Raw genomic sequence first — 14,249 nt, 5'->3', positions numbered from 1 at the left:
CTTCCGGCGCCGAGGGGCCGGCCGATCCCGGGCTGCGGGCCGAGCTGGAGGCGGTCCTGATGGTCGTGGACGAGCCGGTGGCGGCGGAGCGGCTGGCCGGCGTGCTGGAGCGGCCCCGGGCCGAGGTGGCCGCGGCGCTGCGCGAGCTGTCCGCCGAGTACACCGCCCAGGGCCGCGGCTTCGACCTGCGGCTGGTGGCCGGCGGCTGGCGGTTCTACAGCCGGGAGACCTGTGCCGGAGCCGTCGACCGCTTCCTCCTGGACGGCCAGCAGGCCCGGCTCACCCAGGCCGCGCTGGAGACTCTGGCGGTGGTCGCCTACCGGCAGCCGGTGTCCAGATCGCGGGTTTCCGCCGTCCGCGGTGTGAACTGTGACGGCGTGATGCGTACCCTGGTACAGCGAGGACTGGTGGAAGAGGCCGGATCCGAGCCCGAAACAGGTGCGATCCTGTATCGGACGACGAACTACTTCCTGGAACGGATGGGGCTCCGCGGCCTGGACGAGCTGCCGGAGCTTGCTCCCTTCCTGCCCGAGGTCGACGACGTGGAAGCGGAGTCCCTGGAGGGCACGATGATCGCGGAGGCGGTCGCCGCCGCTGCCGTGCAGGCCGCGGACGGCAGTGGCGAGGCCGGTCGGGCCGGGCCCGATCGGTAGGGGGCGGTGAGGTCGGCCGAAACGACCGCACATCCCAGACGGAACGACGTACGGACACTTTGATGCGTAGCAGTGGCAACGGCAGGAACAGCAGCGGCGGCGGTAGCGGTCGCGGCGGACAGGGCGGGGGCCGGGGCGGCGGCTCCTACGGCGGCGGCAGCGGTGGCGGCCGCGGCGGCTCGGGCGGCGCGCGCGGGGGTTCGTACGGCGGTGGCTCCTACGGGGGCGGCGGCCGTGGCGGCTCGGGTTCGGGCTCGCGCGGCGGCTCCGGTTCGTACGGGCGGGACAGCCGCCGGGACGACCGGCGCGACGACCGCAGGGACGACCGGCGCTACCCGGACCGCCCGCTGCGGCCCGAGGAGCGCAAGTACGACCGCCCCGAGTACGGCGGCGGCCCCAACGCCACCCCCGCCCGCGGCGGCTTCGCCGGCCGGCGCCCCGGCCCGGCCCCGCGTCCGCGCCGTGAGGGCCAGCCGGCGCCCGGCGACCCGCGCCGCCAGCCGCAGCGCTCGCGCGAGCTGCAGGCCAAGATCGAGGACGCCGTCCTCGCCCGGCACGACAAGCCGGCCGTCAAGCTGCCCAAGACCTTCGGCGAGCCCGAGGGCGAGCGCCTGCAGAAGGTGCTGGCCCGGGCCGGCATCGGCAGCCGCCGCGCCTGCGAGGAGCTGATCGAGCAGGGCCGGGTCGAGGTCAACGGCAAGCTCGTCACCGAGCAGGGCAAGCGGGTCGACCCGCAGAACGACGAGATCAAGGTGGACGGCCTGACCGTCGCCACCCAGTCCTACCTGTTCTTCGCGCTGAACAAGCCGGCCGGCGTGGTCTCCACCATGGAGGACCCGGACGGGCGCCAGTGCCTGGGCGACTACGTGACCAACCGGGAGACCCGGCTGTTCCACGTCGGCCGCCTGGACACCGAGACCGAGGGCATCATCCTGCTCACCAACCACGGCGAGCTGGCCCACCGCCTCACCCACCCGCGCTACGGCGTGACCAAGACCTACCTGGCCGCCATCCAGGGCCCGATCCCGCGCGACCTGGGCAAGCAGCTCGCCCAGGGCGTGGAGCTGGAGGACGGCTACGCCCGCGCCGACAGCTTCAAGGTGATCTCCAACGTCGGCAAGAACTACCTGGTCGAGGTGACCCTGCACGAGGGTCGCAAGCACATCGTCCGCCGGATGCTGGCCGAGGTCGGCTTCCCGGTCGAGAAGCTGGTGCGCACCCACTTCGGCCCGATCGCCCTGGGCGACCAGAAGTCGGGCTGGCTGCGCCGCCTGACCAACCCGGAGGTCGGCCAGCTGATGCGCGAGGTCGGCCTGTAGGCCGCAGTTCGCCCGTGGTCCCGAAGGGCCCCTGGTCGCCGTGGTGCGGCCGGGGGCCCTTCGGGGTCGTGCGGGGACGCCGGCGGCTCTCCGGACGCTCTGCGGGTCTCTGGGATCTCTGGGGGCCTCTGGGGCCTCTGGGGTCTCTGTGGGGCGGCTGGGGCGTGCGGGGCGTGTGAGCCGGGACGCAACCGCTGGTCACGGCCTTGTCAGCGTCATGATCCGTGGCAGAGGATGGCCACCGGGTCACCACCCCGTCGTATGGCGGGACTGCGCCAGCACGGGCGCCGGTGGGGGCGGATCAGGGGCGAACAGGGGGAGAGGGCGTCGTGTCCGATGCACCACTGGGGCGGGCCGGCGGACAGGCCCTCGGCGCGCTGGGGCTGGCCGAGCCGGACGGGCAGGTGTACGCGGCGCTGGTGGCCAACCCGCAGTCGACCGCGGAGGAGCTGGCGGAGGGCTGCGGCCTGACGCTCCAGCAGAGCGTGCGCGCGCTGGAGCGGCTGTCACAGCACGGCATGGCCACCCGGGCGCCGGTGGACCGGCAGCGGTTCCTGCCGGTCGCCCCGGACGTCGCGATAGGCACCCTGATCGGCCACCGGGAGTCCGAACTGCGGCACGCCCGGGCCGAGATGCACCGGCTGATGGACGCCTTCCGGGAGGCCTCGCGCTACACCGACCCGGCGCACTCGGTGGAGGTGCTGACCGGCGGCGAGGCGATCGCCCAGCGGCTGGAGCACATCACCGAGACCAGCCAGTACCAGGTACGCGGCTTCGACCGCCCGCCGTACATCCAGGACCCGGTGGCTCCGATGCCGCTGCAGCGGCACCGGCTGCGCGAGGGCGTGAAGTTCCGGACGATCTACGACCGGGAGGCGGTGGCCTGGCCCGGGCGGCTGGAGAGGAACATCCTGGTCGGTGTCGCCGACGGCGAGGAGGCGCGAGTCCGGCCCACGCTGCCGATGAAGATGATCATCTCGGACGACCGGATGGCGATCATCCCGATCAGCGTCGGCGACAGCGTCCTGGACGCCGCGTACGTCATCCACCCCTCGGCGCTGCTCCAGGCGCTGGACACGCTGTTCGAGGCGGAGTGGGAGCGCGCGGTCCAACTGCAGGCCGCGATCGGCACCGGGGACGCGTCGCTGGAGCCCGAAGCCGACCACCGCAAGCTGCTGGGGCTGCTCGCCGCCGGGCTCACCGACGAGTCGATCGCCCGCTCGCTCGGCTGGAGCGCCCGGACCACCCAGCGGCGGCTGCAGAGCCTGATGCGGTCGCTGGGCGCCACCACCCGCTTCCAGGCCGGCATGGCGGCCCGGGAGCGGGGGTGGCTGTGAGACGGGTGCGGTCGTGAGCCGGGCTCCGTGGGGAGCCGGGGGCGTGGGGCTCGGCCGTCGCGGCGTTCAGCTCCAGGGGGTGAGAGAGGCCCAGCGGCCGTCGGGGCCGCGTTCGACCTTCTCCAGGCCGACCACGGCGGAGCGGTTCAGCCGCCCGTAGATGTGCGGGAACAGCACGTCGGGGGTGGCCCCGGGCGGCGGGGCGCCGTGCGGGGCCTCCCACTTGACCATCGGCTCCACCAGCGACTCCTCGATCAGCAGCACCATCAGCGGGTCGGGGGTGTCGGCGAAGAAGGCGTTGGCCACCGCGAGCGCCGTCTGCTCGTCCGCCGAGCAGTGGATGAACCCGTCGGTGAGCAGCGAGGCGGTGGCGTACGGGCGGCCGGGGTCGGCCAGCCAGTCGTCCAGGGGGGCGAGGTGGAGGATCATGGTTCCTTTTCTACCCGTTGTCTCCGGGTTGGTCCTGAGCGGTCGTCATCGGTGGGGCGATCGTCATCGGTGGGGCAGTGGGTCCTCGGTGGGCACGGGATCAGAGCCCGGCCACCTTGGCGGAGGCGGAGATCTCGTACACCAGTGTGAGGGTGCGGCGGGCGCCCGGGCCGAGCGGGACGTCCCAGCGGACGATGCCCTCGGTGTCGAAGGAGTCCGGCGCCGGGGAGCACTCCTCCTTGCGCAGTCGCACCTCGACCGCCGACACCTCGGAGACCGGCACCCGCTCGCGCACCGTGACGATCCGCTCGTCGTGCTCCTCCGGGCCGGAGAAGCGGGACAGGTGCAGCCGTACCGTCCGCGTGGTGGTCTGGCGGCCGGTGAGCCCGGCGGTGGCCTGGCGTTCCTCGGTCTCGCGGACCACCCGGTAGCCGTCCGAGCTACCGAAGGACAGTTCGGCGTCGGCGCCTGCGGCGGTGAAGCGCAGCTCGCCCCGGCCGGTGAAGCCGCTGTCGCGGACCAGCTCGACCGGGCCGGCCAGCAGCGGGTGCCCGGCCGCGTTGCGGAACCGGACCACCTGGGTGACCAGCGCGGACAGCTCCGGGGCGCAGGCGTACTCGCTGCTCGCCGGGCCGGTGAAGGCGCCCAGCGGCACCCGGTGCGCCCGGCCGTCGGAGGGCACGTTCGCCGGCGCGGGGGCGGGCAGCACCCGGACCTCGCCGCCGTCGTCCACCCCGGGCACCTCGGCGGACGGGCCGAGGCTGCTGATCGCCTCCTCGCGCAGCTCGACCTCGACCGTGCGGCGCTCCTCCTCGGTGCGTTCGCGCAGCGTCAGGACGTCCTCGACGACGGCCGGCGGGTCGGTGGCGAGGGCGGAGCGGGCGGTGGAGAAGGTGAGCCGGACGTTCGGCCAGTCCTCGCCGGTGCGCTGCCAGACCACCGCCTCCGACTCCAGCCGCAGGGCGCCGCCGTCCAGCGTCGCGCGGTAGGACGGGCGCCAGAGCGCGCAGGGCACCAGGTGGGAGACGGTCAGTGCGGCCGGGCCGGGCTGCGCCGCCTCGACGGTGAGCTCCAGGTGGGCGGTCAGCTCGGCCGGGTCCTCCTCGGCCTCGTCCAGGGCGATCAGGGCCTGTGAGCGCTCCTGCTCCAGGCGGCGCAGCCGGGAGTGGGTGGCGCGCAGCTCCTCGGCGTAGCGCTCGCGTTCGGCGTCCACCCGGCCCAGCTCGCGGGCCCAGCGGGTGCGTTCGAGCTCGCCGACGCCCGCGCCCTCGCCGATCTCGCGCAGCAGGTCGGCGGAGAGCTGGGCGAGCAGGGCCAGCCGGGCCTCCAGCCGGGCGCGGGCCTGGTCGGCCAGGCGGCTCTCGGCGTCCAGCCGGTGCAGCCGGTGGCGCAGCTCGGAGTCGTCCGGGCCGGGCGGCTGCGGGGCGCGCGGGGCCCAGCTGCGGACCAGCCGGGCGTCCAGGACGCGTACGCCCGCGGTTGCCGACTCGGCGCGCAGGGTGCGGTCGACGGCGAGGGCAGTGAGCGGGCCGAGGCGCAGCCGCTGGACGCCTGCAGCGAGGTCGACCGTCGTCGCGCGCTCGACCTGGCTGCGGTCCTCCAGGCAGGTGACGGCGGTGACGGGGAGGGGGTGGGGCGTTCCGCGGGTGGGGGTGGCGCCCGGGTCGTGGTAGGTCGGGTGGGCGCCGGGCTTGTCTGCGGTCGTGGGTCCGGTCATGGTCAGTTCCTCCGGTTTCCGCCGACGATGGCCTTTCCGGCCGGGATCTTGATCAGGTAGCCGCCGTCCAGCTCGGTGCGGCCGCCCGGCGGCAGGTCCACCCGCCAGAGCCGGGTGCCGGTCGGGCACTCCGGCGTGGGGACGGCCGGCGCGTGCCAGTCGGCCCGCTCCTCGATCCGGATCTCGGCGTCGGAGGTGACCGGCACGCGCTCGCGGACCTCCACGGTGACGGGGCGGCCGAGCCGGTTCGCCAGTTCGACGTGCACCCGGTGGTCGAGCACGGTGCTGTTGCCCTTCAGCATGCCGGTGGTGGACTCGCGCAGCTCGGTGCGGCGCGCCACCTCGATGCTCTCCGTGACGCCGATGCCCAGGCGCCGGGTGCCGCCGGGCGCCAGGGTGGGCAGGGCGGCGGTGAGCAGGAACTCGTCGTCCACGGTGACCTCGACCGGGCCGGCCAGGACGGCGCGGTCGGTGCGGTTGGCGAGCACCAGGGTCGCGTACACCTTCTCCTCGACGGCCGGGACGGTGACGTACTCGGGGAGGACGGCGAGTGGGATCTCGTCCACCGTCACGGTGTGCCAGGTGCCGTCGGACGGGATGTCGGCGGGGGCGACGGCGTCGAAGCGGTGGTCGAAGGAGCCGGCCGACTCGCGGGGCGGGACGGCGTGGCGGGGGAGCGGGAGGCGGCGAACCTGCTCGCCCGGGTTGCCGCCGGGGAGGACCCGGTCCAACTCCTCGCGTTCGAGGCGTTCGGGACGGGGGTGCAGGGTGCCGCGCCGGGCGGGCGGTTCGTCGGGGCCGGCCAGGACGAGGTCGGGGTAGTCGAGCAGGGTGGCGTCCGGGGCGAGGCCGGGGGGCGGGGGCGGGGCGGGGAGGGCTGCGTGGCCCGGGTGGCCTGCCTGACCTGCCTGGCCTGCCTGGCCTGCGTAGCTCGCGGTGCGGCGGGCGCGGAGGCCGCCGGGGGCCTGGGGGAGTGGGGCGGCAGGGGCGGTGGGGGCGGTGGCGGCGAAGGTGGTGGGGGGCGGGCCGCCGTAGCCGGCGAAGCCGCCCGGGGCGGGTGGGGGCGCCGCCGCGGACGGTGGCTCGTCGACGTTCAGGGTGCCGCCGCCGTACGGGCCGGAGGGGCCGGGTGGCGGGCTCTCCTGCGCGCTGAAGAACTCGGGGCGCGGGCCGGTCGGGCGGGCGCCGGCGCGGTGGGCGGCTCGGGGCGCGATGCCGGCCGACACCGGGACCGGGTGGCGCCCCTCGCCGTGCGGGGCCGGGCGGTCGGCGGCGGCCGACTCGTAGCCGGTGAAGAGGTCGGAGAGGCCGGCCGGGGGTTCGCGCCAGCCGGAGGGCGGCGGGGCGGGCTGGCTGCGGCCGATCCGCAGCGAGGCGAGCCGGGGCAGGTCGGTGCGGCGGTCGAGGTCGGCGGTGGAGAGGGCGAGACGCACACCCGTCCAGTCCTCGCCGGTCCGCTGGACGACACCGGCGCGCAGGACCAGCCGGCCGGTGTCGGAGCCGCTGCGGTGGGAGAGGCGGTAGGAGGGCACCCAGCGGGCGGCGGGGACGCCGTACTCCAGTTCCAGTTCCAGCTCCAGTTCTGGGGCCGTGTCGGAGTCGAGGGTGGTGGGTCCGAGGTCGGGGGTGGTCAGGGTGAGCAGGGCGGTGGCGGAGGTCGCGATCGGTTCGGCCCGGTCGGCGGTGGATGCCCGATCGAGCCGGTCGGCGGCCAAGTCGCGCTCGTGGTCGGCGAGTTCGACCTCGCGGTTGAGCTCTTCGGCGCGCTCCTGGAGGGCGGCCAGCCGCTCGTCGACGAAGTCGGCGAGCTCCAGCCAGGCGTCGGCGGGCGTACGGCGCAGCGGTTCGTCGCGCCGGCGCTGCGGTGGTACGGCGCGCAGGGCGGCGGTGTCGGCGATCGCGGCGAGGACCAGTCGGCGGCGCTCGGTGAGTGCGCTGAGTCGTTCGGTGGCCTCGTCCAACGCCCTTTGCAGGTCCGGGAGTTCGTCCGGGGTGCGGAGTTCCGCCCGCGGCTCCAGCCGGGCCTCGGTGACGGCCGTGCCGGCCGGTCCGGCGATCACCCGGGCGCGCAGCGAGCGGCCGTCCAGGGTGGTGGGCAGGCCGGTGAGGCGCAGCCGTCCGCCGGGCGGGACCGGGACGGTGGCCCGGCGGCGGCACAGCGCACCCTCCGCGTACACCAGGACGGAGTCCAGGACCGACGGGTGGGCCGGTACGGTCGGCGCTTCCGCCGGCGGTTCCGTCGGCGACTCGGTCGGCGCTCCCGTTGGCGGTTCGGTCGGCGACTCGGTCGGCGCTCCCGTTGGCGGTTCTGTTCGTCCGGTGCGGCCGCTGTGCTGGTCGTCCATGCGCAACCCCTTCGTTCGCGTGTTGCCTGCCGCCTGCCGCTTCTTGTGGCGTGCGGATTGCCCGTGGGCGTGTGGGTCGGTCTGTTCGTGTGTCCGGGTGCCGGCGGGGCCGCTCGTCGGGTGTCGGGTGGCGGGTGTTCGAGCGGTCGCCTGGTCCGTTCGTGCCTGCCTGGGCGGCCAGTCTGCCCGGGTTCGGTGCGGGCGTCGTCGGATTTCCCGGGTACGGCGTGTGCACTGTGTGGGACGGGGGCCGGGCCGCTCCGGTTGCCGGTGCCGGGTGCTGCCGGGCGGTGCCGCCGTGGTTGCCGGGCGGTAAGTGGGGACTTCGGCGCAGTGGATGAGGGAGGATGGGGCCCGGGTGCTCCCGGACGGTCCCGGCACCTGTCGAGAATCGTGATGAGGAGAGCGACCCGCCATGCGCACTGCCGTCGTCGTCGGCACCGGACTGATCGGCACCTCCGCCGCGCTCGCGCTGACCGCTCGTGGGCTGACCGTCCATCTGGAGGACGCCGACCCGGACGCCGCCCGCACCGCCGAGTCGCTCGGCGCGGGCACCACCGAGCCCGCCGACGGCCCGGTGGACCTCGCGATCATCGCCGTCCCGCCCGCTCTGGTCGGCAAGGTGCTCGCCGACTGCCAGCGCCGCAACCTGGCGCACTGGTACACCGACGTCGCCAGCGTCAAGGCCGGCCCCGGCAGCGAGATCGCCGCGCTCGGCTGCGACACCGTCCACTACATCGGCAGCCACCCGATGGCCGGCCGCGAGCGCTCCGGCCCGCTGGCCGCCCGCGCCGACATCTTCGAAGGCCGCCCCTGGGTGCTCACCCCGACCGCCGACACCGACACCGAGACGCTCAACGCGGCTCTGGAGCTGGTCGCGCTCTGCGGCGCGATGCCGATCGTCATGGACGCCGCCGAGCACGACCGGGCCGTCGCCCTGGTCTCGCACGCCCCGCAGCTGGTCTCCTCGCTCGTCGCGGCCCGGCTGGAGAATGCCGACGACACCGCCATAAGGCTCTCCGGCCAGGGCGTGCGCGACGTCACCAGGATCGCCGCCTCCAACCCCGGCATGTGGGTCGACATCCTCTCCGCCAACGCGGGCGCGGTCGCCGACGTCCTGGAGGCCGTCGCCTCCGACCTCGGCGAGACCGTCACCGCGCTGCGCGCCATGGAGGCCACCGAGGAGGACGAGCGCCGGTCGGGTGCGGCCGGGATCACGGCGGTCATGCGGCGCGGCAACGCCGGCCAGGCCCGGATCCCCGGCAAGCACGGTGCGCCACCCACCCGGTACGAGACGGTCGCGGTCGTCCTCGGCGACCAGCCGGGCGAGCTGGGCCGGCTCTTCGGGGAGGTCGGCGACGCCGGGGTCAACATCGAGGACGTCGTCATCGAGCACTCGACCGGGCAGCAGGTCGGCTTCGTCCAGCTGTCGGTGGCGCCGGTGGCGGTCAAGCGGCTGGTGAAGGCGCTGCGGGCGAGCGGGTGGAACGTGCGGGACTGAGGTCGGGGGCGGGCGGCTGACGTTGCGGGCCGGTCGGCTGAGGTCGCGGGGTGGGGAGCGTGGTGGGTGTGATCGTCGAATTGCCGCTGGGGGAGACCCGGCACGGGTTCGCCGGGATGCCGGTGGACCTGGGGAACGAGCGGTTCCTGCGGGCCGTCCTCGGGCGGGACCTCCGGATCCACCACCGCAGCGTCGCGGCGATGTACGAGCGGCCCCGGCCGGAGCCTGCGAATCAGGGGTTCGGGGAGCCGGGGTTCGTCCAGCCGGAGCCGACGTTCAGCCTGTTGCTGCGTGCGGCCCATGCCGCCTTCGCCGAGCACCTGCCGCTCAGCCTGTCGCCAGACGTGCTCTGGTACGCGGTGGTGCACGAGGTCGCGGTGCACGTACGGATGTACCCGCCGCGGTACCGGGCGCTGTTCGGTGCCGCCGACGGCCGTAAGGCCACGATCGTCGTACAGGACGACAGTCTGCTCGGGCCCGGTCCGGACTGGTCGCACTCGATCCGATTGGTGCGGGAGCCGCTCGCGGCCGAGGTGGGAGAGGAGCTGGTGGACCTCTTCCGGCCGGCCTTCTCGACCACGACGCCGGAGGACGCGGCCTCGGCCCTGGTGGCGCTGATGGACGTGGTCAGCCCGTACTACGACTTCCGTTGGGAGACCCGCTGCGGGATCCCGCGGATCCGGCTGGAGGGTACGGCCGAGGACTGGGCGCGGCTGGCGGCGGGGATCGGCGCGCTGGCGGAGCGCTTCGACTGGCTGGCGCCGTGGTTCGCGGAGCTGCGGCCGGTGGTGGAGGAGATCGCGGCGATGGCGGCCGGGGAGCCGGTGGACGAGGAGTTCTGGCGCTCCTTTTTCAAGTGGCGCTCGATGTCCGGCGGCCCCCGGGTGACCGGCTGGCTCACCGCCTTCCTCGCCCACACCCAGACCCCGGACGGGCCCCGGCTGCGCCGCTCCTTCGGCTGGCGGGAGGCGGCGAACAGCGATTACCACCGGGAGGCGTTCGAGGTGAACGACTTCCCGTCGCACGTCTCGCGGGTGCCGTTCGTGTGGGAGGTCTTCGGCCGGGAGCTGCCGATGACCTTCGTCGGTGGGGTGCTCGGGATCGAGTGGGACGGGGAGTACCTGCGGCCGCGGTTGGGGAACGCGGTGGTGGAGGGGGCAGGCGAGGTTGCGGGGTAGCCGGAGGCGGCGGGATTCGGGGCGGGATTCGGGGCGGGACAGGCGGCGGAGCGTGTGATGTCGGCGGTCCATTAACCTTGAGGGAGACAATCCCCGGCCGTCCGCCCACGCAGGCTTCGGCTCCCATGCTCAGAGAGAGGTTCGCCCCCGTGGACACTGCCGACCGAGCGCACGCCCCGGTCGTCGTCGCCATCGACGGACCCTCCGGCTCCGGCAAGTCGACCGTCTCGCGGGCGGTCGCCGCCCGGCTGGGCCTGAGCTTCTTGGACACCGGTGCGATGTACCGGGCGATGACCTGGTGGATGCTGGCCAACGAGGTCGACGTGAACGACACGGAGGCGGTGGCCGTCGCGTGCGGCAAGCCGGTGATCGTGTCGGGCACGGACGCCGACGGCCCCACCATCACGGTGGACGGCCAGGACGTCTCCGGCCCGATCCGCGGCCCCGAGGTGACGGCGCAGGTCAGCGCCGTCGCAGCGGTGCCGGCGGTGAGGTCCCGGCTGGTGGAGCTGCAGCGCGGCTGCGCCGAGGTCGCCGAGCGCGGCATCGTCGCCGAGGGCCGGGACATGGGCACCGTGGTGTTCCCGGACGCCACCGTCAAGGTCTTCCTGACCGCCTCCGAGGAGGCCAGGGCCGCGCGCCGGGCGGCCGAGCTGCGGGCCAAGGGGGTGGACGAGGCGACCATCACCGCGATGGCCGCCGACCTCGCCCGCCGGGACGCCGCGGACTCCTCCCGGAAGACGGCCCCGCTGACCCAGGCCGCGGACGCGGATCTGGTGGACACCAGCGACCTCACCCTGGACCAGGTGATCGACCGGATCGCCGTCCTGGTGGAGGAGCGGGCCGGGCTGTCCTCGGTCTGACCCGGCCTGGGCCGATCCGACCTGGGCCGACGGTCTGGTCTGGTCCGGCCTGGTCTGGTCCGATCAGGTTGGACCGGGCCGACGGTCTGATCATCGAATGAGCCGTGGTGCCGCCGAGGCACTGCGGAGAACACTCGCGCTGCCCCGAGCGGGGCAGGTACGCACGGCACGCCCCTGGGAAGGGCCGGGCCGGGAAACGGAACAGACGAACATGACCGCAGAGCACTCCGCCACCGACCTCGGTGGACTGGACGCCGCCGACTACGCCGAGTTCATGGCCCTCGCCGCCGAGGAGGGCTTCGACGTCGACGGCGTCGACGGCCTGGACGGCGCCGAGCACGTCCGACTGCCGGTGCTGGCCGTGGTCGGCCGCCCGAACGTCGGCAAGTCGACCCTGGTGAATCGCATCATCGGCCGCCGTGAGGCCGTCGTCGAGGACAAGCCGGGCGTCACCCGCGACCGGGTCACCTACGAGGCCAGCTGGAACGGCCGTCGCTTCAAGGTGGTCGACACCGGCGGCTGGGAGATCGACGTCCTCGGCATCGACGCCATGGTGGCCGCCCAGGCCGAGCTGGGCATCGAGCAGGCCGACGCGGTGCTGTTCGTCGTGGACGCCACCGTCGGCGCCACCGACACCGACGAAGCCCTGATCAAGATCATCCGGCGGGCGGGCAAGCCGACCGTCCTGTGCGCCAACAAGGTGGACGGCCAGTCCACCGAGGCCGAGGCCGCCTACCTGTGGTCGCTGGGCCTCGGCGAGCCGTACCCCGTCTCCGCCCTCCATGGCCGCGGCTCCGGCGACCTGCTGGACGCCGTCATGGACGCCCTGCCCGAGGCCCCGCCGCAGACCTTCGGCGACGCCGCCCCCGGCGGCCCGCGCCGCGTCGCGCTGATCGGCCGGCCGAACGTCGGCAAGTCCAGCCTGCTGAACAAGGTCGCCGGCGAGGAGCGCGTCGTCGTCAACGAGCTGGCCGGCACCACCCGCGACCCGGTCGACGAGATGATCGAACTCGGCGGCAAGACCTGGAAGTTCGTGGACACCGCCGGTATTCGCCGCCGGGTCCACCTGACCGCCGGCGCCGACTTCTACGCCTCGCTGCGCACCTCCTCCGCGCTGGAGAAGGCCGAGGTCGCCGTCGTCCTGATCGACGCCAGCGAAACCCTCGCCGAGCAGGACACCCGGATCATCTCGATGGCCGTCGAGGCCGGGCGTGCCGTCGTCATCGCCTACAACAAGTGGGACCAGCTGGACGAGGAGCGCCGCTACTACCTGGAGCGCGAGATCGAGCGCGACCTCGTCCAGGTGCAGTGGGCCCCGCGCGTCAACGTCTCGGCCAAGACCGGCCGGCACATGGAGAAGCTCGTTCCGGCGATCGAGACCGCGCTGGAGGGCTGGGAGACCCGCATCCCGACTGCGCGACTGAACGCCTTCCTCGGCGAGCTGGTGGCCGCCCACCCGCACCCGATCCGGGGCGGCAAGCAGCCCCGCATCCTGTTCGGCACCCAGGCGGGCACGCGTCCGCCGCGGTTCGTGCTGTTCGCCTCGGGCTTCCTGGAGGCCGGTTACCGGCGCTTCATCGAGCGTCGGCTGCGCGAGGAGTTCGGGTTCGTGGGGACGCCGATCTCGATCTCGGTGCGGGTTCGGGAGAAGCGGAAGAAGAAGTAGCAGTCGGGAGTCGGAAGTCGTAGGTAGGTGGAGTGGAGCGGCTGGCGTAGCCGCTGCTCTGGCTGCTGGACGACTGGACGACTGGACGACTGGACGATTGAGCGGCTGAGCGGCTGAGCGGCTGAGCGACTGAACGGCCTGAGGGCCCCGTCACGGTGGTGGCGGGGCCCTCAGGCGTTTCCGTGCGGTGGACGGACCACGGTGGTGGGCGCCGGTGAACGTCAGTGGTGGTCGCCGTTGCGACCTGGGGGGAGGGAGAGCATCTGGCGGTGGCGGCCACCGGTGGCCGGAGCGGTGGCGAGCCCGGTGGCCGTACCCATCACCGGGGAGGGGCGGGTGGCGCGGGCGGTGCGGGAGCGGGGACGGGCAGGGTCATGGAGTGCGGGGGCGGGCCGAGGTAGCCGGCGGCGACCCAGCCCTGGCCGTTTGCGAACTGGGGTGCGGAATTGGCGTGTTGGGGGTGGGCGGGGGAGTGCGCGCTGGCGGAGGCGAGGGTGGGGGACGGACCGGGGGCCGGGGTGGTGTGGCCCGGGCCGTCGCTGGTGGGGGCGGTGGGGACGTGGTGGTGGCCGGTGTGGGTGGCGTGGCTCGAATGGCCGGTGTGCGCGGAGTGGGCTCCGGGGTGGTGGCTGCCGTGGTGGCCGGTCTGGTGACCGGAGAGCGAGCCTGAACCGTGCAGGTGGGGTGACACGAACTGGGGGAGGCCCGGCATCTGGCCCGCGAGGGTGTGGAAGGCCTGGTGCTGCGGCGGGTGGGAGTGCGGCTGCTGGTGCTGGGGCGGGCGTTGCTCGCCGAGCAGCGGGTAACTCTCGCGGACCGCGAAGCCGGTGAACATGAGGTCCTCTTCACCCGAGCGATCGCCGGGCAGGGCACGGAACAGCCGTCGGTACTCGGAGTACAGCTCGTCGTAGATCGGCGTGGTGGAGTGCGGGTGCTCGGCGTCGTACGACGGACGCATGCCGGGGATCGAGCGGGAGGCGGTGGTGGACCGGCTGGGGGACGCGGAGACGTCGTAGCTGTACACGTAGGGGCCAACGAGCGAGAGGGGCGGGGGATGCGGGGCGTGGGGGCGGCGCTCACGTGGGGTGTCATGCGAGGTGCTCATGTGCGGCGGCCGATGAGAGTTGCTCATGGGCGGGGCCATGAGCAACTCTCACGTGTGTTGCCCATGAGACTTGCTCATGGATGGCGCTCATGAGACTTGCTCATGGACGGAGTGCATGAGAGGTGCTCATGCCCGC

The 14,249-nt window shown here is 74.0% G+C and carries 11 protein-coding genes; 7 read left to right on the top strand and 4 right to left on the bottom strand.

Annotated features, from left to right (window positions below; translation table 11 throughout):
- Window positions 1-59 precede the first annotated feature (59 nt).
- From scpB to CRP52_RS07575, 3 genes are all read left to right on the top strand, one after another.
- On the top strand, window positions 60-653 hold the full coding sequence (gene scpB, locus CRP52_RS07585; protein ID WP_257033022.1) for an SMC-Scp complex subunit ScpB: 594 nt from the start codon (window positions 60-62) through the stop codon (window positions 651-653).
- A 62-nt stretch (window positions 654-715) separates the two neighbouring features.
- On the top strand, window positions 716-1,972 hold the full coding sequence (locus CRP52_RS07580; RefSeq protein WP_097235698.1) for a pseudouridine synthase: 1,257 nt from the start codon (window positions 716-718) through the stop codon (window positions 1,970-1,972).
- A 329-nt stretch (window positions 1,973-2,301) separates the two neighbouring features.
- Window positions 2,302-3,309: a helix-turn-helix domain-containing protein gene (locus CRP52_RS07575; protein ID WP_179852716.1), complete on the top strand. Its 1,008-nt coding sequence runs from the start codon at window positions 2,302-2,304 to the stop codon at window positions 3,307-3,309.
- Between the two features lie 66 nt (window positions 3,310-3,375).
- On the opposite strand, the gene CRP52_RS07570 is transcribed toward CRP52_RS07575, so the two are convergent.
- The 3 genes from CRP52_RS07570 to CRP52_RS07560 form a co-directional block, all read right to left on the bottom strand.
- The gene (locus CRP52_RS07570) at window positions 3,376-3,738 is read right to left on the bottom strand and encodes a DUF952 domain-containing protein (protein WP_097235696.1); all 363 of its coding nucleotides are present in this window, start codon (window positions 3,736-3,738) and stop codon (window positions 3,376-3,378) included.
- 100 nt (window positions 3,739-3,838) lie between these two features.
- Window positions 3,839-5,455: a mucoidy inhibitor MuiA family protein gene (locus CRP52_RS07565; RefSeq protein WP_097235695.1), complete on the bottom strand. Its 1,617-nt coding sequence runs from the start codon at window positions 5,453-5,455 to the stop codon at window positions 3,839-3,841.
- Window positions 5,456-5,457: 2 nt separating this feature from the next.
- Entirely contained in the window at window positions 5,458-7,800 is a 2,343-nt protein-coding gene (locus tag CRP52_RS07560; protein ID WP_097235694.1) for a DUF4139 domain-containing protein, read from the bottom strand.
- A 415-nt stretch (window positions 7,801-8,215) separates the two neighbouring features.
- Here CRP52_RS07560 and CRP52_RS07555 point away from each other — a divergent pair, with 415 nt between their 5' ends.
- The 4 genes from CRP52_RS07555 (at window position 8,216) to der (ending at window position 13,008) form a co-directional block, all read left to right on the top strand.
- A complete protein-coding gene (locus CRP52_RS07555; protein WP_097235693.1) occupies window positions 8,216-9,301 on the top strand; it encodes a prephenate dehydrogenase in 1,086 nt (361 codons plus the stop codon).
- 68 nt (window positions 9,302-9,369) lie between these two features.
- Window positions 9,370-10,479, top strand: coding sequence for a DUF4419 domain-containing protein (locus tag CRP52_RS07550; RefSeq protein WP_257032348.1), 1,110 nt, complete (start codon window positions 9,370-9,372; stop codon window positions 10,477-10,479).
- Window positions 10,480-10,628: 149 nt separating this feature from the next.
- The gene (gene cmk / locus CRP52_RS07545; RefSeq protein WP_097235692.1) at window positions 10,629-11,342 is read left to right on the top strand and encodes a (d)CMP kinase; all 714 of its coding nucleotides are present in this window, start codon (window positions 10,629-10,631) and stop codon (window positions 11,340-11,342) included.
- Between the two features lie 211 nt (window positions 11,343-11,553).
- Window positions 11,554-13,008, top strand: coding sequence for a ribosome biogenesis GTPase Der (gene der, locus CRP52_RS07540; protein ID WP_097235691.1), 1,455 nt, complete (start codon window positions 11,554-11,556; stop codon window positions 13,006-13,008).
- A gap of 319 nt (window positions 13,009-13,327) precedes the next feature.
- On the opposite strand, the gene CRP52_RS36900 is transcribed toward der, so the two are convergent.
- Window positions 13,328-14,140 carry a hypothetical protein gene (locus CRP52_RS36900; RefSeq protein ID WP_179852621.1) on the bottom strand — a complete coding sequence of 271 codons (813 nt, stop codon included), beginning with the start codon at window positions 14,138-14,140 and terminating at the stop codon, window positions 13,328-13,330.
- Window positions 14,141-14,249: the final 109 nt, after the last annotated feature.

The organism is Streptomyces sp. 1331.2 (genome assembly GCF_900199205.1).
Classification (GTDB): Bacteria; Actinomycetota; Actinomycetes; order Streptomycetales; family Streptomycetaceae; genus Kitasatospora.
This window is presented reverse-complemented; position numbering and strand designations above follow the sequence as displayed.